The organism is Kitasatospora sp. NPDC089913 (assembly GCF_044748625.1).
In the GTDB taxonomy this organism is placed as follows: Bacteria; Actinomycetota; Actinomycetes; order Streptomycetales; family Streptomycetaceae; genus Kitasatospora.
Genome location: NZ_JBIVGI010000017.1, coordinates 25,772 through 47,374 on the forward strand (window position 1 = coordinate 25,772; position 21,603 = coordinate 47,374).

Consider the following 21,603-nt stretch of genomic DNA (forward strand, 5'->3'; position numbering starts at 1 on the left):
CTCAGCCGAGCAGCCGCAGCCGGGTGGCGGCGACGCCGACCCGGACCGTCTGCCCCCGGACGAGGTCCAGCGCGTCGCTCTCGACGCCGTCCCCGAAGGCCACCAGCCGGTCCGACTCGACGGTCAGGACGAGCCGCTGATCCCCGTCGAGCAGCCCGTGCACCCGGGTGGTGCCGGTGGCGGGGGAGGGCCAGGCCTCCCGGACGAACCAGGCGAGCGACGGCGCGCCGGGCGCGGGCAGGGCGAGCGGGCCGCCGCGGTCCTGCCAGACGGAGCGGCACCAGCCGGTGCCGCCGGTGCCGGTGCCGACCAGCACCCCGGACGAGGCCTGCGCCTCGTCGCCGTCCGGCGCGCCGGGGTGCTGCTCGACGGCCAGCCGGTAGCGCGCGGTCTGGTGGCCGGGCTGGCCGACGTAGACCTCGTTCAGCGCGAGCAGCCGCTCGGTGTCGTCGGCGACGGCCTCGACCATGGTGCGTTCCTCGGTCCGCCGGTCGGTGCCGGGGCCGACGGCGGCCGGGAGCAGGCGGGGCAGGTCGTCGGCCCGGTGGCGGACCAGGACGCCGGGGTTGCGGCCTGGTTCGGTGTCCACGCCGATCACGGGCTGTCCGCCGAGGTACTTGGCGACGTTGGCGACCAGGCCGTCCTGGCCGACCACGACGACGACGTCCTCCGGTTCGAAGAGGAACCGGGGAAGGTCGGCGCGTTCGACCCGGGTGCGGCGCCAGTCGAGCGGGACGGCACCGCCCGCCCGGGCGAGCGCCTCCTCCTGCCGGACGTGGCGCCGCTCGATCTCCTCGACCGAGCGGCCCCGGCTGCGCAGGAAGTAGGCGGCCTGGCCGGGCGTGCCGTGGTGGGCGACCAGCTCCTGGTACTCGCTGCGGCGGTGGACCAGGACGGCCCGGGGGGCGAGCGTCACCGTCCGTGCCCGTCCGTGCCGCCGGACAGCGGTTCCCCCGACGCACCGGCCGACGAACCCGCCGCGCCGAGCTTGGCGAGCAGCCCGGTCAGCACGTCCGGTGTGAGGGTGAGGCTGTCGATCCGCGGCAGGTGCTCGGCCAGCCGCATCAGCGCGAGCGCCCGCAGCACCGCCGGGTCGGCCTGCTGGTGGGCGGCCAGCCAGGCGGCCTCGGCGGCGGCCTTCGCCTCGCCCAGGGCGCGGGCGGCCTCGGCCTCCGCGCCGGCGAGGCGGGTGCGGCGCTGGGCCTCGGCGTCGGTGCGGATCCGGTCGGCCACGGCCTCGTCCTCGGCCTGGCGCTGGGCGTTGGCGCCCTCCTGGGTGATCAGCTGTTCCTGGCGCCGGGCGAGCTCGATCCGGTTGGCGAGTTCGTTCTCGGCGATGCCGCGTTCGTGCTCGACGGCGACGGCGCGTCGTTCGAAGGTGGCCCGGTCGGCCTCCTGCTGGACGAGTTCCCTGGCGGGGGTGCGCAGGGCGCGTTCCACCTCCGGTTCGGGGCGCAGGGCGACCACGCGCACGGAGATGACGGCGAGTCCGGTCTCGGCGAGCCGGGGCTCGGCGGCGAGGCCGGCGGTCATCCGCTCGCGGACACCGGCGATGCCGTCGGCCAGGGCGGCGGCGAGCGAGGTGCGGGCGAGCAGGCCGAGGGCGTGCTGCTGGGCGGTCTCGGTGAGCAGGGTGGCGAGCTGGTCGAGCGGGGCGGAGCGCCAGGCGCCGGTGTCGGGGTCGATGCCGAAGTCGACGCGGGCGGCGGCGGTGGCCGGGTCGGTGATCCGGTAGGTCAGGGTGCCCTGGACGGTGACGTCCTGGAAGTCGGCGGTGCGGGCGTGGAAGAGCATCGCGAGTTCGCGGTCGTCGACCGGCACCTCGGAGAGGGCGGCGGTGAGCGGGCGGAACCAGAAGGCGAGCCCGGTGCCGTCGTGGGCGAGCCGGCCGCGGCGGACGTGCCGGATGTGGGCGGTGGGGCGGGCGCGCAGGTGGCGCAGTCCGAAGCGCTTGGTGATGTCGGCCATGGCGACTCCTTTTCGTCGCACTGACGATATTGAAGCCGAAGGGATCTCGTCAAGGTGACGAAAAATGGTCCCCGGCGGCGAGGAGGCGGGAGGCGCGGGCTGCAGGGACAGGGGACGAACGGGAAACCGGCCGGGAGGGCGGTCGTGGGAGGATCGAACGGTGCTGAGGATGCGAACGAACGGGCTCCCCGCGGTGCTGCTCACCGCGGCCTGCGCCACCGCCACCACCGCTGTCGCCGTCGGCGCCGGTGCCACGCTCGGCGCCCCGTCCGCGCACGCGGCCGACCCGGGCGGCCGGGCCTTCGACATCGCCGACCCGAGGATCACCGAGTCCAGCGGCCTCGCCGCGAGCCGGCAGCACCCCGGCGTCTACTGGACCCACAACGACAGCGACGACGGTCCGTACGTCTACGCGGTCGACTCCCAGGGCCGCACCGTCGCCACCGTCACCCTGCGGGGCGTCGAACCCCGCGACGTCGAGGCGATCTCGCTCGGTCCGGACGGTCGGCTCTACGTCGGCGACCTCGGCGACAACCTCGGCGGCAAGTGGCCCGAGGTCTGGATCTACGCCTTCGCCGAACCCGCCGAACTCCACGACCAGGCCGTGGAGGTGACCCGCTACAAGGTCCGCTACGAGGACGGCCCGCGCGACGCCGAGGCGCTGATGGTGCACCCGGTGACCGGCCGCGCCTACATCGCCAGCAAGAAGCAGGGCGGCGGCGGGCTCTACCAGGGCCCGGAGAAGCTCTCCCCGACAGGCGTGAACACCTTCCGGAGGATCGCCGACGCGCCCTGGACGACCGACGGCGCCTTCTCGCCGGACGGCACCCGGCTGGTGCTGCGCGGCTACTTCTCGGCGACCCTCTACCGCTGGAAGGACGGCATGCCGGGCGATCCCTCGCCGCTGTCGGTGCCGTTCCAGCGGCAGGGGGAGTCGGTCACCTTCACCCCGGACGGGCGGGCGCTGCTCTACGGCACCGAGGGCAAGGACAGCCCGGTCTGGCGTGCGCCGCTGGACGACGCGCAGCTTCCGGACACCGTGGAACCGCTGCGGAGCGCCACTCCGGCCCCGTCGGCCGAGCCGGACTCCTCGAGCCCGGCGGCGTCCGGTGCGGCCGCCCCGTCGGCGTCCGGCGGCGGGCAGGGCGCCCCGGCGGGCACCGGGGACAAGGTGCTCGGGGTGGCCTTCCTGGGCGCGATCGCGGTCGCGGTGTTCGGACTGCGGCGCAAGAAGCGCGAGAGCTGAGGGCCGGGGACGGCGGGGCGCGCGGACCCGCCCGTTCTTGATCGAGTCCCGTCGAGCGTGGGCGAACGACCTGGTCCCGGGGCGGGCGGCCCCGTCGGCCCCACCGGGGGCCACGCCCAACGACGGTGATCTGTCGCCGATTTGTGACAAAGGTTGACCAACACCGGCCCCACGGGCGGTTTTCGTGGACGTAGTGTTCCGACTATGTCACGGAGAAGCCGCCGCATGCCCTCCTCGGAGCCCCACGACACCTGGGTCCCGCGCCCCCGGCGCCGCGAGACCCCGCTCGGTCTGCTCGGCCACGGCGTGAAGTTCCTCGGTTACAGCACCCTCGCGGGAGTCCTGCTCGCGGGCATCGCCCTGCCGGCCGCCGGGGCGCTCGGGCTCGGCATGAAGAGCGGCGTCGAGGAGTTCGACAGCATCCCCGCCGACCTGAAGACACCGGCGCTGACCCAGGCCAGTTGGATCTACGACGCCAAGGGCCAGCAGATAGCCAAGGTGTACGAGCGCGACCGCCGGGTGATCACCGGCGAGGAGATGGGCACGCTGATACGCCAGGCCCAGGTGGACATCGAGGACGCGCGCTTCTACGAGCACGGGGCCGTCGACCTCAAGGGCGTCCTGCGGGCCATCACCAAGAACGCGGAGAGCGGCACCGCCGTCCAGGGCGCGTCCACGCTCACCCAGCAGTACGTGAAGAACGTGAACGTCGAGAAGGCCGGCGACGACCCGGTGGCCGTGCTGGAGGCCCAGCGCAAGACCCTGGGCCGCAAGGTCCAGGAGCTCAAGTACGCCATCAAGCTGGAGGAGGAGCTGACCAAGGACCAGATCCTCACCAACTACCTGAACATCACGTACTACGGCCAGCAGGCCTACGGGATCCAGGCGGCCGCCCAGCGGTACTTCAGCAAGAACAGCAAGGACCTCACGGTCGCCGAGGCCGCCACCCTGGCCGGACTGGTGCAGAACCCCTCCCAGTTCGACCCCAAGGCCCACCCCGAGGCCTCGCGCAAGCGCCGCGACGTCGTCATCGACAAGATGGTCGAGAACAAGCACCTCACCCCGGAGCAGGCCAAGGAGGCCAAGTCCGGGCCGGTCGCCCTGCACTACCAGGCCCCGCAGAACGGCTGCATCACCGCCGACGCGGGCATGGGCTTCTTCTGCGACTACGTGCGGCACGTGATCAAGCAGGACCCGGTCTTCGGCAAGACCGCCGCCGAGCGCAAGAAGCTCTGGGACCAGGGCGGCCTGTTCATCCACACCACCCTCGACCCGGTGAAGCAGGCGGCCGCGCTCAAGGCCGTGACCACCAAGGTCAAGGTCACCGACCAGGTGTCGGCGGCGATGACCATGGTCGAACCGGGCACCGGCAAGATCCTGGCGATGACCCAGACCCGGCCGTACGGGATCGACCCGGCCAAGAACCAGACCGTCGTCAACTACAACGTGGACGCGGCGATGGGCGGCGGCAACGGCTTCCAGCCGGGCTCCAACTTCAAGCCGATCGTGGCCGCCGCCGGGCTGGAGGCCGGGCTGACCTCCACCCAGTCCTACGCCTCGCCGAACAAGATGGACTGGCCGACGATGACCACCTGCGACGGCACCTGGAAGAACCTGGAGAAGGGCAAGAAGGGCGGCACCATCCCCAACGAGTCCTCGGGCGAGGTCGGCCCGTACGAGCTCAAGGAGGCGATGGCGCTCTCGGTCAACACCTACTTCGTGCAGATGGAGCAAGAGATCGGCCTCTGCGCGGTCAAGCAGATGGCCAACAAGCTGGGTGTCGGGAGCAAGGCCAGCGGCAAGCCGCTGCAGGAGCTGCCGGCCCTCGGCCTGGGGACCCAGGAGGTGAGCCCGCTGGTGATGGCCAACGTCTACGCGACCTTCGCCAACCGCGGCACCTACTGCACGCCGGTCGCGATCAGCAGCATCACCACCATGGACGGCAAGGACGTCCCGGTCAGTCCGGCCAAGTGCGACCGGGTGCTGTCCGAGAGCACCGCCGACATCATCAACACCGTGCTGCTCGGGGTCACCGAGAAGGGCGGCACCGCGCGTGACCTCGGTCTGGACGACGATCGCCAGATCGCCGGCAAGACCGGTACCTCCGACGAGAAGAAGTCGGCCTGGTTCAGCGGCTACACCGGCAACCTGGCCGCCTCGGTCTGGCTCGGCGGCCCGGCCGGCGGCGTGCCGATGAAGAACATCCGGATCGGCGGCAAGTGGTTCGACGAGGTCTTCGGCGCCACCGGCCCGGGGCCGATCTGGCAGATGGCCATGAACGACGCCGTTCGGGGCATGCCGGAGAAGGAGTTCGAGACCGTCTACATCCCGAACCCGGCGCCGAAGCGCGACCCCTCGGCGAGCCCGGGCTCGGGCAGCGGCACGCCGTGGACGACCTGGCCCGGCGGTCAGCCGACCGACGTCGCTCCGACCTGGCCCGGCGGACGCACCCAGCCCGGCCGCCAGCCCACCCGCAAGCCCGCCCAGCCGACCCAGCCCGCCCAGCAGGACCGGCCGACCCAGCAGGAGCAGGCACCGCAGGGGCAGCCGGCCCAGCAGGGCCAGCAGGGCCAGTCCGAGGAGCAGCACAACGACGGCTGACCCCGGAGAGCATCCCCGGAGCGGCACCGTGCCCCCGGAGCGGCACCGCGCCCCCGGAGCGGCACCGCGCCCCCGGAACGGCACCGCGCCCCCGGAACGTCGACGGACGTTCCGGGGGCGCGGCGGTTCAGCGACGGGCCGGTGAGGCCACCGGGGTAGGGGGAGCCGGTGCGCTCAGTGCACGCCCTTGGCGTCCCAGAAGTCCTGGCGGGCCAGCACGCTGGTGTCGGTCTGGTCGGTGAAGAAGCCGTCCACCCCGAGCTCGTACAGGTACTTCGCCCAGCCGATCGCGTCGCCGTACGCGTTGGGGTCGGTGCCCCGGCGGTAGTCCAGCGGAAGGAAGGCGTTCTCGTTGCGCACCGTGTACGGGTGCAGCAGCAGGCCGGCCGCGTGCGCGTCCCGGACCAGGGTGGTCGGCGGCAGCAGCTTGCCGGCCGCGTCGACCGGGACGATCAGGGTGGTGGTCGGGCCGATGCCGTGCGCGAAACCGGCGATCCAGCGCAGGTTCTCGGGCTTGACGAGGTCGGCCACGGTGCGCTTGTCGCCGGACAGCACGAAGTCGTACGGCTGGCTGGTCGGGCCGCTGAGCAGGAAGATCTTCGGGTTGTCGACCAGCTTGGCGAGCCGCTGCAGGCTGCTCGGCTCGAAGGACTGCAGGATCGCCCGGCCGTTGCGCCCGGCCAGCCCGGTGCGGCGCAGCTCGTCTGCGAGGCGCTCCTCCAGCGGCAGCCCGATCGAACGGAAGTAGCTGGGGTGCTTGGTCTCCGGGTACACCCAGACGTCCCGGCCGAGCTCGCGGCCGCGCTTGCGGGCGAAGTCCGCCACCTCGCGGAAGGTCGGGATCGCCCAGCGGCCGTCGTACAGCGTGTTGCGCTGACGCTGCTGCGGCAGCCGCTCCTTGGCGCGCAGGGTGCGCAGCTCGGCGAGCGTGAAGTCCTCGGTGAACCAGCCGGTCTGGGCCGCACCGTCGATGGTCTTCGTGGTGCGGCGGCTCGCGAACTCGGGGTGGTCGGCGACGTCCGTGGTCTCCACGATGTTGTTCTCGTGCCGGACCACCAGCTGGCCGTCCTTGGTGGGGACGAGGTCCGGCTCGATGACGTCCGCGCCCAGCTTCAGCGCCAGGTCGTAGGAGCCCAGGGTGTGCTCGGGGCGGTAGCCGGGGGCGCCGCGGTGACCGACGATCAGCGGGTGCGGCAGGCGGTCCAGGCCGGTGCCGGTGCGGACCGGCGGGCGGGTGCCGGCCGGACGTTCGGACGCGACGCCGCGCTCGTCGTCGGCGCCGGACCGGTCCGCGCCCGGCTGGTCCCCGGCGGGGGCGGCGAACGCCTCCCCGGCCCCGGCGGCGAGGGCCGCCGCGCCGAGACCGGCGGCACCGGTGGCCCGCAGGAAGCTGCGGCGGGAGGAGGAGGTGCCCTCGGCGGACTCCGCCGGGGTGCCGCCGTCGGTCGGACGGTACGTCATGGAAGCTCCTAGCTCGCGCGGATGGCGTCGCGGTCTCGGTGCGGCGGTGTCGGTGCCGCGCCGTCGGCGTCGCGGTGTGGCTGCCGCCCGCAGACTAGGAGCAGTCCCGTCCCGCCGGGTGGCCTCCGGGCGAACTGCGGGAGAAGTTCCGGCACCCACCGTCCTTGCCGGGCCCGGGTGGCCGAAGGGGCGCGTGCCGCAGCCGGGTGGCGCGCGGGGGCGCACTCGGCGGAGTGGATGCCCGGTGCGCCCCGTTGCGCGGGTGTGACGGGTACGGGAGGTTGGTCCCGGCCCGTGCCGGGTGCACCGGCCCGGGCCGACAGCATGTCCGACGATCGATCGATTCGGAGGGATGTCGGCGATGGCATCGAAGATCCTGCTCGTCACGGGGGACGCCGCGGAGTCGCTGGAGGTGTTCTACCCGTACCAGCGGCTGCGCGAGGAGGGCTACCAGGTCGACATCGCGGCACCGACCCGCAAGCGGCTGCAGTTCGTGGTGCACGACTTCGTCGAGGGCTTCGACACCTACACCGAGAAGCCGGGTTACACCTGGCCCGCCGACCTGGCGTTCGCCGAGGTGGACCCGGCGGACTACGTCGCGCTGGTGATCCCGGGCGGCCGCGCTCCCGAGTACCTGCGCAACGACCCGGAGGTGCGGCGGATCGTCCGGCACTTCTTCGAGGGCGAGAAGCCGGTCGCGCAGATCTGCCACGGCCCGTTGGTGTCGGCCGCCGCCGGGGTGCTCGGCGGGCGGACCAGTGCCGCCTACCCGGCCCTGGAACCGGACGTGACGGCGGCCGGCGCGACGTACGTGGACGGCGAGGCCGTGGTCGACGGCGTGGTGGTCTCGGCCCGCGCCTGGCCCGACCACCCGGCGTGGCTGCGGGCGTTCGTCGAGGTCCTGCGGGTGAAGGCGCCGGTGACCTGACCTCGCCCGACCTCGTGCTCGGGGAGGTGTCTCCGACCGGGGGCGGAGACACCTCCCCGAGGGGTGTCAGGGGTGGCCCGTACGGGAAGCGGCCGCCACGGGCGGGTGAATCTCGGCCCTGGGGCGGAGCGGGTCCGGACCGTGGGCGGAGGAGATCCGCCGGATCTCCTGTCAGAGTGTCAGCTGCCGAACGAGGCGCGGGAGTTGTCGGGACCCGGAGGCACTGACGTGGGAGGACGCATGGACCGGACGGCACGGAGCGGCACGGGCAGGACGAGGAACCGACGCCGGGCCACGGCCGTGCGCGTCGTCGCGCTCGCGCTGGCCGGCGCGGGCCTGGTGGGCGTGATCGCCCCGACGGCCGGTGCGGTGGGCGCGACCGGGCCGGGAGGGGCGGCCGCGGTGACGGTGACGGGCACGCAGGACGGCGCGGACGCGGGCCGCGCCGGGCGCCGGGGTGTCGACGCGCGGGCGCTGGACGCCGCCGTGCGCGGCATGGTCGACCCCGGTGGGGCCTCGGCGACGCTCGCCCGGGTGAGCGAGCGCGGCCGCACCGCGTGGAAGGGCGCGGCCGGCACCGCCGACTTCAGTACCGGAGCCCCGGTGGACCCGGACGGCCTGTTCCGGATCGGCAGCGTGACCAAGACCTTCGTCTCGACCGTCGTCCTCCAACTGGTCGGCGAGGGGCGGCTGCGGCTGGACGACCCGGTCGAGAAGCTGCTGCCGGGAGCGGTGCCGAACGGCCGGAACATCACCCTGCGCCAGCTGCTCGACCACACCAGCGGCCTGTTCAACTACACCGAGGACGACCTCTTCGGCTACCAGGAGGACCCGGTCAGGCTCCAGCAGTGGCTGGAGACCGGCCGCTTCACCAGGTACACCCCGGAGCAGCTGATCGCCGTCGCCAACGCCCACCCGCCGTACTTCGAGCCGGGACAGGGCGCGCACTACTCCAACACCAACTACCTCGTGGTCGGGAAGATCGTCGAACGGGTCACCGGCCACAGCTGGCAGCAGGAGGTGGAGCGGCGGATCGTCCGTCGGCTGGGCCTGACCCGGACCTCCATGCCGGACCACTCGACGACGATCCCCGGCCCGCACGCGCACGGCTACTACGACCTGCCGGCCGGTCCCGCGGACGTCACCGAGGTGGACCCGAGCATGGCGGGGGCGGCGGGCGCCGGGATCTCGACCACCGCCGACCTCACCACCTTCATCACCGCCCTGATCGGCGGGCGGCTGCTGCCCCGGCCGTTGCTCGCCGAGATGATGACCGTCACGCCGCAGAGCGGCAAGGACACGTACGGTCTGGGACTCCAGCGCCTGTCGACGCCCTGCGGCCCGGTCTGGGGCCACGCGGGCGGAATCCCCGGCTACAACACCTTCGTCTACACCGACGGCGACACCCGTCGGCAGTTCGCCGCCTCCGTGAACGCCTTCGACATGTCGGACCCGGCGGCCACCGACGCGGCCTTCGCGAAGCTGCTCGACACCGGCACCTGCGGCGGCCCGCCGCCCACCGCCACCGTTCCGGCTCCGGCCCCCGCCCCGGCCGGCTGACGGCGCCGAGCGGGATGCCATCATGGCCCGCACCTGATGGGCAGTCGTCACAAGGAGGACGAGAGATGGCAGAGCCGCTGATCGCCGAGGTCGGGGGCCGGGTCCCGGTGGTCGACCCGACCGCGTTCGTGGCGCCCAACGCGGTCGTCGTCGGCAGCGTGACCGTCGGTGCGGGGGCGAGCGTCTGGTACGGCGCGGTGCTGCGCGGTGACGCCGAGGAGATCACCGTGGGCCCGGGCAGCAACGTCCAGGACAACTGCACCCTGCACGCCGACCTCGGTTTCCCGCTGGTGATGGGGGAGCGGATCTCGGTCGGCCACAACGCCGTGCTGCACGGCTGTGTGATCGAGGACGACGTCCTGGTCGGGATGAACGCCACGGTGCTGAACGGCGCCCGGATCGGGGCCGGCTCGCTGGTCGCGGCCGGTGCCGTGGTGCCGCAGGGCATGGTGGTCCCGCCCGGTTCGCTGGTCGCGGGGGTGCCGGCCAAGGTGCGCCGCGAGCTGACCGAGGAGGAGCGGACCGGCATCAAGTTCAACGCGGAGGGCTACTCGCTGCTGGCCGACGGTCACCGGGACCTCCGGCCCGTTCCGGGTCCGGGTCCGGTCCCGGTCGCGGCTCCGGGGCCGGAGACGGAGACCGCCGACGAGGTCTGAGGGGCTCGGCCGCGGACCCCGTGCGGGCTCGGTGCGGGCTCGCGGTGCCGGCTCTCGGCGTCGGCTCAGCGGGAGGTCGTGGTCCCCGCGCCGATCCGGTCGTCCGGGGCCGGCGCGGGGCCCGGCAGCGGGGCCGGGCCCGCACCCGCGACAGCGCTCGGGAGCTCCGGGGCCCGGGCGCCGGTGCGCCGCGCGGCGGCCGCCCAGGCCGCGACCGCGATCACCGCGCCGGAGGCGGCCAGGCCCGAGCCGACCAGCGGCGGCGAGGTCCAGCCCAGCCCGGCGTCCAGCGCCAGCCCGCCGAAGTACGCGCCCTGGGCGTTGGCCAGGTTGAAGGCACCCTGCACGGTCGCCGAGGCCAGCGTCGGGGCGCCCCGGGCCTCGCGCATCACCAGCGTCTGGACCGCCGGGACGATCGCGAACCCGAACAGCCCCACCAGTACCACCGTCGCCGCCGCCGACCACTGGGCCCGCGCGGTCACGGCGAACAGCGCCAGTACGGCCGCGAGCAGCAGGAACGCGACACACACCGTCGGCCGCAGCGCCCGGTCGGCCGCGTAGCCGCCGAGCAGGTTGCCGATCGTCATCCCGACCCCGAACAGCGCCAGCACCAGTGTCACCGAGCCGGTCGCGAAACCGGACACCTCGGTGAGCAGCGGGGTGATGTAGGAGTAGCAGGCGAAGAAGCCGCCGCAGCCGAAGACCACCGTGGCCAGCGCGAGCCACAGCTGTCCGCTGCGGAACGCGCCCAGCTCGTGCCGCAGGCCCGACTGCGCCGGGGACGGCAGGGCCGGGACCAGCCGGGCGATCGCCAGGGCCCCCGCCGCGCCGATCGCGACCACCACCAGCATGGTCGCCCGCCATCCCAGGTGCTGGCCGAGCAGGGTCGCGGCCGGCACACCGACGACATTGGCGAGGGTCAGGCCGGAGAACATCACCGCGACCGCCCTGGCCCGCCGGTCCGGGGAGACGAGTTCGGCCGCCGCGACCGCCCCGGCGCCGAAGAACGCCCCGTGCGGCAGTCCGGTGACCAGCCGCGCGGCGGCCAGCGTCCAGAAGTCCGGGGCGAGCGCGCAGAGCAGGTTCCCGGCGGCGAAGAACCCGGCCAGGGCGACCAGCACCGCCTTCCGGGGCCGTCCGGCGGCGAGCGCGGTCAACAGTGGCGCCCCGATCACCACGCCCAGCGCGTAGGCCGAGATCAGCCAGCCGGCCTGCGGGATCGAGACGTCCAGATCGTTCGCGACCTGGGGCAGCAGCCCCATGGCGGCGAACTCGGTGGTTCCGATGGCGAAGGCGGTGACGGCCAGGGCGACCAGCGCGAGAGGCAAGGGGGTGCTCCGGAAGGACGGGCGGCGAAGGGCGGGCGGCGAAGGACGAGCGGGAGGAACGGGCGGGAGGAACGGGAACACGGAACGGACCGGGGGAGGCCGGGATTGTTCGGGCCAAATCCTAATCCGATCGGATGACGCCACTGTGTGGTGCACGAGGCGGTCCCGTGACGGACGGGAGTCGCCTGCCGGGCGTCCGCGCGCAAGACTGGTGGCATGTGCCGCAGTATCAAGACGCTGAGACCACCCGTGACGCCCGACGCCACCGAGGAGGACTACCGCGCGGCCGCGCTCCAGTACGTACGGAAGGTGTCCGGGTTCCGGGCCCCGGCCGCGCACAACCGCGAGGCCTTCGACCGGGCCGTCGACGCCGTGGCGGAAGCCACCGCGCACCTGCTCGGCGAGCTGGAGGTTCGCGGTGCGTCCGCCCGTCAGGCCCGGGCCACCGCCTGAGGTCGGATTTCGAACGCCGGATGCCGGATGCCGTGGGCAGTCCGCGTCGAAGGCCGGGCAACCTCGAAGGCCGGGCAACCTCGAAGGCCGGGCAACCTCGAAGGCCGGGCAACGTCGAACAGGGAGCAGGAGGTCGGTGATGAGCCCCGTCACCCGCTATGCACTCACCTTCCCGGGCACCCCCGGCACCCAGGCCCCGCAGGACGTGGTCGTGGTCGAGCGCACCGGCGCCGCCGGGCCCGGCGGCCACCCGGTGTACGAGGACGCCAGCGGCATCGTCCGGGCCGAGATCAGCGACGCGGGGGAGGTCCGGATGCTCGCCACCGGCGGCCATCAGAACCCGCACGTCCCCGTCCACGCCCAGCCGCTGCCCTGAGCCGCCCGACCGACGGCCCCGAGCTGCCCGACCGCTGCGCCGAGTCGCCCGACCGCTGCGCCGGGCCGCCCGGTGTTGCCCGTTCGGCCGCCCGCCCCGCCCGGTCACGCACTGTGGCCGGATAACGCCCCGGCCGCTGCCGCCCCCGCGCCGCGTCGGGCAGACTCCCGCCATGACCACAGCACGCTGGCAGGGCACGGTCGTCGCCGAGAGCGAGGACACCGTCGTCGTCGAGGGAAACCACTACTTTCCGGCCGACTCCGTCCGCCCGGAGTACCTGCGCCCGTCCGACACCACCACCGTCTGCGGGTGGAAGGGCACCGCCGAGTACTACTCGCTCGACGTCGACGGCCGCACCAACCCGGACGCGGCCTGGTTCTACGCCTCCCCCGAGCCCGCGGCGGAGCACATCCGCGGCCGGGTGGCGTTCTGGCGGGGAGTCGAGATCACCGACTGACGGTCCCGGGAGCGATCGGCCGGCCGACCGGCCGGGACACCGCCGATAGGCCGTAGGGACGATGCCGTGGCCGTCCCGTCGCGGGACCGGGACACCTTCGGCGCGTACCGCCGGGCCGCGCCGGGTACGGCCACAGCATGGCAATCTTCAGGAAACCGGGGCGCTCCGGACAGCCCGAGCCCACCCCGGACCGCGTCGCCGACGAGCTGGCCGGCCTGGTCGAGGAACTCGAACCGAGTGCGCCCGGGGCGCTCCCCGAGGGCGAGGCCGGGGAGCTCGCCGAGTACCGCGCGGGTGTCGAGCGCGGCCGACGGCGCGGCGCCCAGCTGGTCACCGACATCTCCCGCCGCCTCGGCAGCGGCAGCCGGGCGGCGGCGAAGGGTGCCGCGTTCGGCGGCCGCGCGCTGGCCGACCAGCTGCTCCAGGCGGCCCCGCGGATCCCCGTCCGCGACCTCGCCACCCTGCGCGCCCAGCACCCCGGCGCCACCGACCCGGAACAGCTCGCCGACCTGCTGGTCACCGGCGCCGGCCGGGCCTCCAGCGCGCTCGGCGCCGGTGTGGGGGCCGCCGCGATGCTCCCGGTACCGCCCGCGATGCCGGTCGAGATCGCCGCCGAGACGCTCGCCGTGGCGGCCGTCGAGGTCAAGCTGATCGCCGAGCTGCACCAGGTCTACGGCCTCCCGGCCCAGGGGACGGCCGCCCAGAAGGCCACCGCCTACGTCACCGCCTGGGCCAACCGGCGCGGCATCGACGGCTCGCTGCTGGCCAAACCGGCGGGCCTGGCGGCGATGGCCCTCGGCAGCGAGGTCCGCCAGCAGGTCCGCCGCCGGCTGACCCGCAGCTCGCTGCGCCGGTTGCCCTCGCTGACCCCGCTGCTGGTCGGCGCGGGTATCGGGGCCACGGTCAATCTGCGGGACACCCGCAAGGTCGCCCGCGAGGTCCGCGCGGACCTGCGGGCGCGCCGCCCGGTCGACCCCGGGTACTGGGCGGCCGCCGCACCGGCCCCGCGTCCGGAGAAGGACGCGGGCAGGGGGCTGGTGAAGGACGCGGGCAAGGGGCTGGTGAAGGGCCTCGGGAAGGGGCTGGGCAAGGCGGTCGGGAAGGGCGACGGGGCGGAGCCGGACGAGCGCCCGTGACGCCGTCCGCGGGGGCGTCTGCGAGGCCGTCCGCGAGGGCGCCCGGGCGTCGCACGGCCCGCCCGTGACAACCGCAGCGGCCGACCCCGCCCGGGGCCGGCCGCCGCGCGCCGGGTCAGCCGGCCGGTGCCGCCGGGGCGGCGGAGCCCTTCCCGGTCTTGACGGCGTTCACCATGGCCTGGTGGACGGCCCGCGCGGTGGTCTCGTCGGCCGCCGGAACCGGACTGCCGGCCACCGAGTACCAGTCCAGCGCGCCGGTGTACTGGACGGTCAGCCGCGCCTCGCCGTCGACCCAGGTGGTGTGCACGGTGAGGTCGCCCGAGATCGGGCCGACCTCGACGGTGGTCACCCCGCCCGGTCCGCTGATGATCGACTGGGTGGTCCAGGTGGCCCAGGACGCCCGGGGGTCGACCGGCGGCTCCACCGGCCCCGCCGACCGCCCGGCCGCCGTGCCCTGCTGCTGTTCGGTCATGCGCCCATCCTCTCCGGCCGGTCCGTCGCCGTACGGGCGGCGGAACCGGCGGTCGCGGAGGCCGCCCGCAGATCGGGCGGCCTCGTGGCAACGTCTCGGTTGCTCGTCGGCGGCTCTTCGCAAACCTGTCGGTCCGGCCGGATCAGCCGATCGCCCCCCGTTCATCCTCCGGCTCGCCCTCCGCCTGGGAGGTGTCCTGCGCGTGCAGGTTCTGCATCGAGGTGATGCCCTCCTCGGGGTCGGCCGCGCGGACGTCCTCGTCCCGGTCGACGCTCACCTCGGAGCGTGCGCTCATGTCGGTCATCGCGGGCTCCGTCTCCTCGGCCGGCCGGGGGCGTCCGGGCCCGCCGCGCTACGCCGTGGTGGCGGGCGGCCGCCGGGCCGGTGTTCTGTTCCGCACCTCAAGCCTGCCTCCGTGCCCCGGCGAGGGCCAACCGGACCCGGTCGGCCCTCCGCCGTCGGTCACCCGTCGTGGACCGCCCGTCGCAGGTCACCGACGGGCGGCCGCCCGCCGCCGCCCGCCCGCCGCGGTCACCAGCGGACCGGCAGCGAGCCGAGCCCGTAGATCAGCGCCTCGGTGCGGAACTCCAGCTCCTCCTCCGGCACCGCGAGCCGCAGCCCCGGCAGCCGCCGGAACAGCGTGGCCAGGGCGATCTGCAGTTCCGCCCGCGCCAGCGGCTGGCCCAGGCACTGGTGCACCCCGAAGCCGAAGGCGACGTGCCGGCGGGCCTCGCGGTCGAGGTCGACCTCGTCGACGCCCGGGTGGCCCTCGGCGCCGAACAGCCCGTCGTCCCGGTTGGCGGTCGACAGCATCGCCATCACGCCGTCCCCCGCCCGGATCAGCGTGCCGCCGAGCTCGACGTCCTCCACCGCCAGCCGGGGGACCCCGGTGTGCACGATGGTGAGCAGCCGCAGCAGCTCCTCCACCGCGCCGGGCACCGCCGCTGGATCGGCCAGCCGGGCCACCTGCTCCGGGTGGCGCAGCAGCAGGGCGGTGGAGAGCCCGATCATGTTGGCGGTGGTCTCGTGCCCGGCGACCAGCAGCAGCACCCCGGTCGAGGCGATCTCGCGCGTGGTGAGGTCCTCGCGGGTGGCCAGCCGGCTGAGGATGTCGTCCCCGGGCTCGGCCCGCTTGCGTTCGGCGAGCAGGCCGAGGTAGTCCAGCAGTTCGGTCTGTGCCCGGGCCACGTCGCGGTCGTCGGCCTCGGTGTTGAGCAGCAGCCGGCTGTTCGCCTGGAACGCCTCGCGGTCCTCGTACGGGACGCCCAGCAGCAGGCAGATGACGAGGGAGGGCACCGGCAGGGCGAAGTCGGCGACGAGGTCGGCGGGCCCGGCCGGGCCGCCCCGGGCGATCATCCGGTCCAGCGCCTCGTCCACGATCTGCTGGATTCCGGGGCGCATCTCCTCCACCCGCTTGACCAGGAAGTCCCCGGTGACCATGCGGCGCAGCCGGGCGTGCTCGGGGTCGTCGAGCCGGAGGAAGGAGGGGTTGGCGGCGACGAGTTCGCGCCGCCCCTCGGTGAGGAAGGGGAACGCGGGCCGGCGGGCGTCGGCGCTGAACCGGCGGTCCGAGAGCACCGTACGGACCTCCTGGTAGCCGGTCACCAGCCAGCAGGGGGAGCCGTCCAGGAGTTCCGCGCGGCTGACCGGGCCGGTGCTCGCGGCCTCGGTGTAGGCGGGCGGCGGCGCGAACGGGCAGGCCGTGTCGTGCCGGGCCGGGATCAGGGTGACGGGAGCGGTGGGCGTGCTCAAGGTGGTCTCCTCGCGTGACAGGTGGGCCTGTGGCAGGCGGTGGGAGACGGCGGGCGGGCGGCGGGCCCGGCGGTGGCCGCCGGGGCGTCGTCGTCGGGCGCTCGTCGAGCGGTCGTCGAGTGGTGGTCGAACGGTCGCTAGGCGGCGCTGCCGGCCCCGTCGTCCTCGGTGACGGTGATCGCGCCGCCGGGGCACAGCTCGGCGGCGAGGCGCACATCGGCGAACCGCGGCGCGGGTACGGCGCTCAGGAGGACGCGCACCAGACCGTCCTGGTCGTCCTGTTCGAAGATCTCCGGCACGGTCATGACGCACTGGCCGGAGCTGCAGCAGCGGTCCCGTTCGACGTTCACGTGCATCGCGGACATCCTTCCCTGGTGTGGCACCGGATCCTCCGGGCCGTGCCGCCCCCGCTGTCGTCGTCAAACTAACCCCGACTCCCGTCGCACACGAAGAGAGCGTGGCCGTCTCGCGCAGAATGGCCGATTTGCCACTGCTCGTGAACGAGTGTGAGGAAGAAGAAGTTTGATCGATCGTCAGACGGGTTGTGCCGGTCCGGGACTGCGTTGCGTCACCGGTCCGGCGCTGCGCTCCGTCACCGCTCCGGAGGTCCGTCCGTCGCCGCGGTCCCGTCCTTCGTGGTGATCCCTTCCGTCGTGGTGATCCCTTCCGAGGCCGCGATCTCCCGGACGGTCGCGACGGTGTCGGCCTCGGCCGCGCTCTTGTCCGGCCGGTAGCGGACCACCCGGGCGAACCGCAGTGCCAGCCCGGCCGGATAGCGGGGGCTGCGCTGGACCCCGTCGAAGGCGATCTCGACGACCAGCTCCGGCCGCACCCGCACCGTCCGGGCGTCCCGTTCGACCTCGCGGGCGAGCAGGGCCTCGGTCTGCCGTGCGAGGGTGTCGTCGGTCAGGCCCTTGAAGGTCTTGCCGAGCATCACCCACGGGCCGAGGCCGGCCTCGCCGCCGGCCCGCGCTCCCAGGTGCAGATTGCTGAGGAAACCCTGCCGCCGGCCGCTGCCCCACTCGGCGGCCAGCACCACCAGGTCGAGGGTGTGCCGGGGCTTCACCTTGATCCAGCCCGCACCGCGTCGGCCGGCCCGGTAGCCCGCCGCCGGGTCCTTCACCAGGACCCCTTCGTGACCGCGGGCCAGGGTCGCGCGGAAGAACGCGAGGGCCTCCTGCCGGTCGCCGGTCTCCGTGCGGGCCACCCGCAGTGCGGCCGGGACGGCCCCGGCCAGCGCGGCCCAGCGCTCCCGGCCGGGCCGGTCCACCAGGTCCTCGCCGTCCCGGTGCAGCAGGTCGAAGAAGTGCGGGCTGAGCGGGACCTCGGCGCGCAGCCGCTCCGGGTCCCGGCGGGCCGCGGTGCGGGCGGCGGTCTCCTGGAACGGGCGCGGGCGGTCGTCCGGTCCGAGGGCGATCGCCTCGCCGTCCAGCACCGCCGACCGCAGCGGGAGCGCCAGCGCGGCCTCCACCACCTCGGGCACCCGGGCGGTGATGTCGTCCAGCGACCGGGTGAACACGCCGACGTCCCCGCCGTCCCGGTGCACCTGGATCCGGATCCCGTCCAGCTTCCACTCCAGCGCCGCCGGACCGGGGAGGTGTTCCAGCGCCGCGCCGACGTCCGGCGCCGAGGCCGCCAGCATCGGCCGCACCGGGCGGCCCAGCTCCAGTCGGAAGGCGGCCAGCGCGGGCTCCCCGCCGGTCAGCGCGGCCTCGGCGACCGCCCGCGCCGAACCGCGGAACATCAGCGCCCGCCGCACCGTCGCCGCCGGCACCCCGGCGGCGCGTGCCACGGCGTCGGCGACCACCGCGTCCAGCGCCCCCTGGCGGAGGTCGCCGACCAGGACGGCGCGCAGGAAGGACTGCTCGACCTCGGTGGCGCGCCCGAACAGTCCGGCCAGCAGCCGCTGCCGCTCGGCCCGGGCACCCGTCCCGTGCACGGCCGCGATCGCCTCCAGGACCCGCTCCGTCTCGCGCACCCCCAGTACCGGTTCGGCGGCGGGCGGCGGCAGCTCGCGCAGCGCGGCCGGGCCGAGGCCGGTGCGCAGCCGCTGCGACTCGCCCGAGAGCAGGACGACGGCGGCGGGCGCCTCCTCGGGGCCGAGCTCGCGCAGACAGTCGGAGAGCAGCTCGGTCTTGGCCCGCCGACCGGGTTCGGTGGCCACGGCGCGCGAGGTGAGGGCCAGACGGCGGAGCAGCATCGGGGGCCTCCTCGGCGGGCGTGGGGTGTGCCTCGGGAACGGCGTGCGGGCGGGCGTCCAGGATCGGTGATGCGGGTCGCGGGCGCGCGGCGGGGACGCCGGTCCGGTGGCACGGGGCGCTTGCCACTCCGTAGCGGAGCGGACCCGTACTTGGCCGTGCTGTCGATCGGCGCGGATCCGACGGGGCGTCATGCTGTCCGGCGTCCACCCGTGCACGCACGGTACGACCGAACCGAGGAGCGTCCCATGCCGACGACCGGCACCACGCCGACGACCAGCGCCACACCTCCCGCCGGGTTCCGGCCCACCGGGGGCTGGACCGTCGACGTGCCCACGGCTGCGGACTTCGCCGCCTGGCGGGAGCTGTTCCGGGGCTACTGCGACTTCTACCGGGTGCCCATGCCCGACGAGAAGGCCGAGCTGGTCTGGTCCTGGCTCACCGACCCGGTGCACGAGCTGGGCGGTCTGCTGGTGCGCGACGCCGACGGCACCCCGGTCGGACTGGCGCACTACCGGCCGTTCGTCCGCCCGCTGCACGGCGCGGTGGCGGGCTTCCTCGACGACCTGTTCGTGGCCCCGGCCGCGCGCGGCACCGGGGCGGTCGACCTGCTCCTCGCCCGGCTGCGCGCGATCGCCGCCGAGCGCGGCTGGGACACCGTCCGCTGGATCACCGCCGACGACAACCACCGGGCCCGCAGCAAGTACGACCAGGTCGCCACCCGGACGATGTTCGTCACCTACGACATGCCGTCGGCCGGCGTCTGACCGTCACGCGCCCCGGAGCCGGGACGGCGTGCGCGAAAAGGGATGGCAGGCGGTTCGATCATGGTGATAGACACCGGGTGTGCATAACACCCTGGACTTTCCCGACCTGCTCCGTCTGATCGACGAGCGGGCGACCGCCTTCCGTGCCGCCGTCGCCGCCGCGCCCGACCTCGACGCGAAGGTGCCGACCTGCCCCGACTGGACGCTGCTCGACCTGGTGCGGCATCTGGGGGAGGGGCGCCGCAACTGGAGCCTCATCGTCGCCGCCGGACCGTCGGAGGTCCGTCCGGACACCTCCGCCGCCCTGGCCGGCCCGGCCGTGCCGCCGGAGCGCGAGGCCCTGATCGCCTGGCTGGCCGAGTCCACCCGGCAACTGCTCGACGCCCTGCGCGAGGCCGGCCCGGACAGCGGCTGCTGGACGTGGTGGCCGCACTCGCAGGCGCCGCAGACCGCCGGTGCCGTGGCCCGGCACCAGCTCCAGGAGATCACGGTGCACACCTACGACGCCCAGCTGGTCGCGGGCACCGCGCAGCCGCTGCCGGAGGAGGTGGCCCTGGACGGCGTCGAGGAGTTCCTGGTCACCTGCTGCGCCACGACGGCCGCCTGGCCGCACGAGCCCGCGACCGTCGACTACCACGTCACCGAGGGCCGGTCCTGGCGCCTGCAGTTGGACGCCGAGGGGGCGCGGGCCACCCGCATCCCCGCGCCCGGCACCCCCGGCTCGGCGGACCTCGCCCCGGCGGACTTCTCGACCGAGTCCTCGGCCGGCGAACTGATCCTCGCCGGCTTCTACGGCCGCCAGCCGCTCGACGTGCTGAAGATGGAGGGCGACCGGCAGATCATCGAGCAGCTGATCGCCTGGGAGCCCGAGGTCTAGGACCAGGACGCGGCACCCGCCGGGTGCACCACCGGGGGCGGAATCGACCGATTCCGCCCCCGGTCGGCGTTCCGCGCGAGCTCCGGGCGACGCCGCCGCGTGCGGGCGCCGGGTGCACCGCCCCCGTGCCGCCCGACGGGCCCGGCCGGGGATGCGGCATCATGGCCGAGCGCCGTCCCGCCGGTTCGTTCGGAAATCAGTTCGCACTTTTCTGTTATCCGCCCACCGCTCCACGGTCTCCCAGGTGTCGGCACTCGTCCGACCGATCCGACGGACCAGAACTCAGGAAGCGTGCGCAGGTGAACAGCGAAGACCGCACCACCATCCTCCCCGCGACCGGGCGCCCCGCGGGTGCCGACGGGCGCTCCGCGCGGCGTGCCGCCGAACGGCGGCGCGGCCACGGCCGGCGCCGCCGCCGGGGCGCGATGGGACCGATGATGGCCGTTGCCGCGGCCGTCGCGGGCACGAGCGTGATCGCCGCGCTGACCGGCGCCGGGTACGCGGTGTTCCGCGGCGAGGAGGGCAGCGACACCGGCTCGCAGGCGGTGGCGTACGAGCCGCTGGTCGCGGCCGAGGCCGGGGACGTGAACGGCATCCAGGTACCCGGGGCGGGCGGCGCGCCGGTCCAGGACCCGGCCCCGACCGACCAGGCCCGCGCGGCCACGGCCACGGCTCCTCCCAGCACCGCCCCGGCGACGCCCTCCGCCCAGGCCACCACCGCGGGGCCCACCGCCTCGACGGCCCCGGCCACCGCGTCCGGCACGCCGCGCAATCCGACCGTGAGCCCGAGCACCGGAACCACTCCCGGCAGTACGGCCGGTGCCCCCGACCCGGGGAAGCCGACCGCGGCCCCCACCAGCGCCCCCACGACGGTCAAGCCCTCGCCGACCGCGCCGCGTCCGACCGCCACCACCGCGCCGGGCGGTTCGTCGAACAGCTCCTTCGCCCAGCAGGTCGCGGACCTGGTCAACGTCCAGCGCTCGCAGGCCGGTTGCGGACCGCTCACGGTGGACGCCAAGCTCACCGCCGCCGCCCAGTTCCACAGCGACGACATGGCCGACCGCAACTTCTTCGACCACGCCAGCCCCGACGGCTTCCACGCGGACCACCGCATCGAGGCGGCCGGCTACCGCTGGAGCAGCTGGGGCGAGAACATCGCGCGCGGTCAGAAGGATCCGGCGGCGGTGATGGAGTCGTGGATGAACAGCCCCGGCCACCGCGCCAACATCCTCAACTGCTCGTTCAAGCAGATCGGCGTCGGCGTCCGGACCGGTTCGGGCGGGCCCTGGTGGACCCAGGTCTTCGCCTCGCCGTCCTGAGCCGGGCGCTCCGACCTTCGGCGGCCCGGCCGTCGACTGCTCGGCCGT

At 74.5% G+C, this 21,603-nt stretch carries 21 protein-coding genes; 12 read left to right on the forward strand and 9 right to left on the reverse strand.

The annotated features are described in order from the left end of the window. Nucleotide 1 precedes the first annotated feature (1 nt). Both ACIPYS_RS24655 and ACIPYS_RS24660 read right to left on the reverse strand, forming a co-directional pair. Nucleotides 2-916: a hypothetical protein gene (locus ACIPYS_RS24655; protein WP_400749577.1), complete on the reverse strand. Its 915-nt coding sequence runs from the start codon at nt 914-916 to the stop codon at nt 2-4. Continuing rightward, complete coding sequence (locus ACIPYS_RS24660; protein WP_400749580.1) at nt 913-1,968, reverse strand: SPFH domain-containing protein; 1,056 nt, start codon at nt 1,966-1,968, stop codon at nt 913-915. Before ACIPYS_RS24660 ends, ACIPYS_RS24655 begins: the two co-directional genes overlap by 4 nt. A gap of 169 nt (nt 1,969-2,137) precedes the next feature. On the opposite strand from ACIPYS_RS24660, the gene ACIPYS_RS24665 reads away from it, so the two are divergent. Further along, on the forward strand, nt 2,138-3,214 hold the full coding sequence (locus ACIPYS_RS24665; protein ID WP_400749583.1) for a hypothetical protein: 1,077 nt from the start codon (nt 2,138-2,140) through the stop codon (nt 3,212-3,214). 225 nt (nt 3,215-3,439) lie between these two features. Next, entirely contained in the window at nt 3,440-5,815 is a 2,376-nt protein-coding gene (locus tag ACIPYS_RS24670; RefSeq protein ID WP_197698658.1) for a transglycosylase domain-containing protein, read from the forward strand. A 174-nt stretch (nt 5,816-5,989) separates the two neighbouring features. On the opposite strand, the gene ACIPYS_RS24675 is transcribed toward ACIPYS_RS24670, so the two are convergent. Continuing rightward, a complete protein-coding gene (locus ACIPYS_RS24675; protein ID WP_400749587.1) occupies nt 5,990-7,276 on the reverse strand; it encodes a glycerophosphodiester phosphodiesterase in 1,287 nt (428 codons plus the stop codon). A gap of 361 nt (nt 7,277-7,637) precedes the next feature. Here ACIPYS_RS24675 and ACIPYS_RS24680 point away from each other — a divergent pair, with 361 nt between their 5' ends. From ACIPYS_RS24680 to ACIPYS_RS24690, 3 genes are all read left to right on the forward strand, one after another. Next, nucleotides 7,638-8,204, forward strand: a complete 567-nt coding sequence (locus ACIPYS_RS24680; protein WP_400749590.1) for a DJ-1/PfpI family protein — start codon at nt 7,638-7,640, stop codon at nt 8,202-8,204. Nucleotides 8,205-8,444: 240 nt separating this feature from the next. After that, entirely contained in the window at nt 8,445-9,764 is a 1,320-nt protein-coding gene (locus tag ACIPYS_RS24685) for a serine hydrolase domain-containing protein (RefSeq protein ID WP_400749593.1), read from the forward strand. Nucleotides 9,765-9,829: 65 nt separating this feature from the next. Beyond that, the gene (locus ACIPYS_RS24690) at nt 9,830-10,420 is read left to right on the forward strand and encodes a gamma carbonic anhydrase family protein (RefSeq protein WP_400749596.1); all 591 of its coding nucleotides are present in this window, start codon (nt 9,830-9,832) and stop codon (nt 10,418-10,420) included. Nucleotides 10,421-10,485: 65 nt separating this feature from the next. Here ACIPYS_RS24690 and ACIPYS_RS24695 read toward each other — a convergent pair whose 3' ends face one another. After that, nucleotides 10,486-11,748: an MFS transporter gene (locus ACIPYS_RS24695; protein WP_400749599.1), complete on the reverse strand. Its 1,263-nt coding sequence runs from the start codon at nt 11,746-11,748 to the stop codon at nt 10,486-10,488. Nucleotides 11,749-11,964: 216 nt separating this feature from the next. Here ACIPYS_RS24695 and ACIPYS_RS24700 point away from each other — a divergent pair, with 216 nt between their 5' ends. The 4 genes from ACIPYS_RS24700 (at nt 11,965) to ACIPYS_RS24715 (ending at nt 14,170) form a co-directional block, all read left to right on the forward strand. Beyond that, nucleotides 11,965-12,201 (forward strand): DUF2277 domain-containing protein, encoded by a 237-nt coding sequence (locus ACIPYS_RS24700; RefSeq protein WP_093863557.1) that lies wholly within the window; start codon nt 11,965-11,967, stop codon nt 12,199-12,201. A gap of 139 nt (nt 12,202-12,340) precedes the next feature. Next, nucleotides 12,341-12,577: a DUF6296 family protein gene (locus tag ACIPYS_RS24705; protein WP_093863558.1), complete on the forward strand. Its 237-nt coding sequence runs from the start codon at nt 12,341-12,343 to the stop codon at nt 12,575-12,577. A 172-nt stretch (nt 12,578-12,749) separates the two neighbouring features. Then, on the forward strand, nt 12,750-13,034 hold the full coding sequence (locus ACIPYS_RS24710; protein WP_093863559.1) for a DUF427 domain-containing protein: 285 nt from the start codon (nt 12,750-12,752) through the stop codon (nt 13,032-13,034). Nucleotides 13,035-13,171: 137 nt separating this feature from the next. Then, nucleotides 13,172-14,170 carry a hypothetical protein gene (locus ACIPYS_RS24715; RefSeq protein ID WP_197698659.1) on the forward strand — a complete coding sequence of 333 codons (999 nt, stop codon included), beginning with the start codon at nt 13,172-13,174 and terminating at the stop codon, nt 14,168-14,170. A 115-nt stretch (nt 14,171-14,285) separates the two neighbouring features. On the opposite strand, the gene ACIPYS_RS24720 is transcribed toward ACIPYS_RS24715, so the two are convergent. The 5 genes from ACIPYS_RS24720 to ACIPYS_RS24740 all read right to left on the reverse strand — a co-directional run bounded on the left by ACIPYS_RS24720 (nt 14,286) and on the right by ACIPYS_RS24740 (nt 18,594). After that, the gene (locus ACIPYS_RS24720; RefSeq protein WP_231978042.1) at nt 14,286-14,642 is read right to left on the reverse strand and encodes a hypothetical protein; all 357 of its coding nucleotides are present in this window, start codon (nt 14,640-14,642) and stop codon (nt 14,286-14,288) included. A 142-nt stretch (nt 14,643-14,784) separates the two neighbouring features. Further along, nucleotides 14,785-14,946, reverse strand: coding sequence for a hypothetical protein (locus tag ACIPYS_RS24725; RefSeq protein ID WP_159425123.1), 162 nt, complete (start codon nt 14,944-14,946; stop codon nt 14,785-14,787). A gap of 227 nt (nt 14,947-15,173) precedes the next feature. After that, nucleotides 15,174-16,394: a cytochrome P450 gene (locus tag ACIPYS_RS24730; protein WP_400749608.1), complete on the reverse strand. Its 1,221-nt coding sequence runs from the start codon at nt 16,392-16,394 to the stop codon at nt 15,174-15,176. Between the two features lie 137 nt (nt 16,395-16,531). Next, nucleotides 16,532-16,750, reverse strand: coding sequence for a ferredoxin (locus ACIPYS_RS24735; protein ID WP_400749611.1), 219 nt, complete (start codon nt 16,748-16,750; stop codon nt 16,532-16,534). Between the two features lie 236 nt (nt 16,751-16,986). Next, complete coding sequence (locus ACIPYS_RS24740; protein ID WP_400749614.1) at nt 16,987-18,594, reverse strand: ATP-dependent DNA ligase; 1,608 nt, start codon at nt 18,592-18,594, stop codon at nt 16,987-16,989. A gap of 246 nt (nt 18,595-18,840) precedes the next feature. On the opposite strand from ACIPYS_RS24740, the gene ACIPYS_RS24745 reads away from it, so the two are divergent. The 3 genes from ACIPYS_RS24745 (at nt 18,841) to ACIPYS_RS24755 (ending at nt 21,555) form a co-directional block, all read left to right on the forward strand. Next, nucleotides 18,841-19,359: a GNAT family N-acetyltransferase gene (locus ACIPYS_RS24745; RefSeq protein ID WP_400749617.1), complete on the forward strand. Its 519-nt coding sequence runs from the start codon at nt 18,841-18,843 to the stop codon at nt 19,357-19,359. A 79-nt stretch (nt 19,360-19,438) separates the two neighbouring features. Further along, the gene (locus ACIPYS_RS24750) at nt 19,439-20,236 is read left to right on the forward strand and encodes a maleylpyruvate isomerase N-terminal domain-containing protein (protein WP_400749620.1); all 798 of its coding nucleotides are present in this window, start codon (nt 19,439-19,441) and stop codon (nt 20,234-20,236) included. Between the two features lie 299 nt (nt 20,237-20,535). Continuing rightward, the gene (locus ACIPYS_RS24755; protein WP_231978044.1) at nt 20,536-21,555 is read left to right on the forward strand and encodes a CAP domain-containing protein; all 1,020 of its coding nucleotides are present in this window, start codon (nt 20,536-20,538) and stop codon (nt 21,553-21,555) included. Nucleotides 21,556-21,603: the final 48 nt, after the last annotated feature.

Coding starts and splice junctions, on each gene's coding strand:
- ACIPYS_RS24660 (WP_400749580.1), bottom strand. CDS start 1,968: ATGGCCGACATCACCAAGCGCTTCGGACTGCGCCACCTGCGCGCCCGC.
- ACIPYS_RS24665 (WP_400749583.1), top strand. CDS start 2,138: ATGCGAACGAACGGGCTCCCCGCGGTGCTGCTCACCGCGGCCTGCGCC.
- ACIPYS_RS24670 (WP_197698658.1), top strand. CDS start 3,440: ATGCCCTCCTCGGAGCCCCACGACACCTGGGTCCCGCGCCCCCGGCGC.
- ACIPYS_RS24675 (WP_400749587.1), bottom strand. CDS start 7,276: ATGACGTACCGTCCGACCGACGGCGGCACCCCGGCGGAGTCCGCCGAG.
- ACIPYS_RS24680 (WP_400749590.1), top strand. CDS start 7,638: ATGGCATCGAAGATCCTGCTCGTCACGGGGGACGCCGCGGAGTCGCTG.
- ACIPYS_RS24685 (WP_400749593.1), top strand. CDS start 8,445: ATGGACCGGACGGCACGGAGCGGCACGGGCAGGACGAGGAACCGACGC.
- ACIPYS_RS24690 (WP_400749596.1), top strand. CDS start 9,830: ATGGCAGAGCCGCTGATCGCCGAGGTCGGGGGCCGGGTCCCGGTGGTC.
- ACIPYS_RS24700 (WP_093863557.1), top strand. CDS start 11,965: ATGTGCCGCAGTATCAAGACGCTGAGACCACCCGTGACGCCCGACGCC.
- ACIPYS_RS24705 (WP_093863558.1), top strand. CDS start 12,341: ATGAGCCCCGTCACCCGCTATGCACTCACCTTCCCGGGCACCCCCGGC.
- ACIPYS_RS24710 (WP_093863559.1), top strand. CDS start 12,750: ATGACCACAGCACGCTGGCAGGGCACGGTCGTCGCCGAGAGCGAGGAC.
- ACIPYS_RS24715 (WP_197698659.1), top strand. CDS start 13,172: ATGGCAATCTTCAGGAAACCGGGGCGCTCCGGACAGCCCGAGCCCACC.
- ACIPYS_RS24720 (WP_231978042.1), bottom strand. CDS start 14,642: ATGACCGAACAGCAGCAGGGCACGGCGGCCGGGCGGTCGGCGGGGCCG.
- ACIPYS_RS24725 (WP_159425123.1), bottom strand. CDS start 14,946: ATGACCGACATGAGCGCACGCTCCGAGGTGAGCGTCGACCGGGACGAG.
- ACIPYS_RS24735 (WP_400749611.1), bottom strand. CDS start 16,750: ATGCACGTGAACGTCGAACGGGACCGCTGCTGCAGCTCCGGCCAGTGC.
- ACIPYS_RS24740 (WP_400749614.1), bottom strand. CDS start 18,594: ATGCTGCTCCGCCGTCTGGCCCTCACCTCGCGCGCCGTGGCCACCGAA.
- ACIPYS_RS24745 (WP_400749617.1), top strand. CDS start 18,841: ATGCCGACGACCGGCACCACGCCGACGACCAGCGCCACACCTCCCGCC.